At 65.9% G+C, this 1174-nt stretch carries 1 protein-coding gene; it reads left to right on the top strand.

Translation table 11 applies throughout. The annotated features are described in order from the left end of the window. Positions 1-291 precede the first annotated feature (291 nt). Positions 292-1174: cache domain-containing protein (locus tag L810_RS39245; protein WP_042978125.1), on the top strand; the 883-nt coding region annotated here is incomplete at its 3' end.

The following is a 1174-nucleotide window of genomic DNA, read 5'->3' as shown; positions in this document are numbered from 1 at the left end:
CCGGCCGCCGAAATATCCGCCGACCGCGCCGGCCCCCACCACCAGAATCCGCATCGTTGCCTCCTTTCGGTTTCATTCGCCGCCGCGCCGCGCGCGGCGCCTATTCAATCGCCCCGACAGTATAGCGACGCCCGTTATGCATATGCATAGATATCCTTGCTGGTGTCGAAGGCATCGGCAAGGGCGCCTCATAGGGATAACCCGCCTACGGCGACGCACGTCGGGCGCCGTCAAGATACTTATCCCGTCACGCCGCCCCGGCGAGCTTCCACGACTGACCGACCACACACCATGCGCAACCTTTCCCTGAATCAGAAACTCGCCTCGATGATCGTCATCCTCTGGCTCGGCCTGCTCGTGATCGCGGGGCTCGGGGCCTGGCAGACGCGCGCATCGATGATCGCGGACCGCCGCGACCAGCTCGCGTCGCTGGTCGCGCAGGCCGCGAGCGTGACCGACCATTACTACAAGCTGTCGCAGCAGAACGCGCTGCCGGAAGCCGACGCGAAGCAGAAGGCGCTCGAGGCGATCGCCGCGATGCGTTCCGGCGCCGACGGCTACATCTCCGTCAACGACTCGAAGCCCGTGATCGTGATGCATCCGATCAAGGCCGACCTCAACGGCAAGGACGTGTCGAATTTCACCGACCCGAACGGCAAGCACCTGTTCGTCGAGATCGTGAAGGCCGGCAACCTCGAAGGCGGCAAGGGCTTCGTCGAGTATCTGTGGCCGAAGCCGGGCGCCGACAAGCCGCAGGAGAAAACCAGCGCCGTGCAGCGCTTCGCGCCCTGGGACTGGTACATCGTGACCGGCATGTACATGAACGACGTGCGCACCGCCGTGCTCGAAAGCGTCGGCCGCTGGCTCGCGATGACGACCGTGCTCGGCGGGATCGCGACCGCCGTGATGGTGCTGGTGCTGAAAAGCGTGCGCGCGAACCTCGGCGGCGAGCTGGAAGTGGCACTCGACGCCGCGCAGCGCATTGCGCAGGGCGACCTGACCGCGCACGTCGCCGTGAAGCACGACGATCGCGGCAGCCTGCTGCACGCGCTGCACACGATGCAAGGCGGGCTGATCGACATGGTGTCGCGCGTGCGGATGGGTACCGAGAACATCAACGTCGGCGCAAGCGAGATCGCGTCGGGCAACACGGACCTGTCGCAGCGCACCGAGG

It is taken from the genome of Burkholderia sp. AU4i (assembly GCF_000466765.1).
In the GTDB taxonomy this organism is placed as follows: domain Bacteria; phylum Pseudomonadota; class Gammaproteobacteria; order Burkholderiales; family Burkholderiaceae; genus Burkholderia; species Burkholderia cepacia.
Note: the sequence above shows the minus strand (reverse complement) of the source record. Positions and strands in the feature narration are given on the sequence as shown.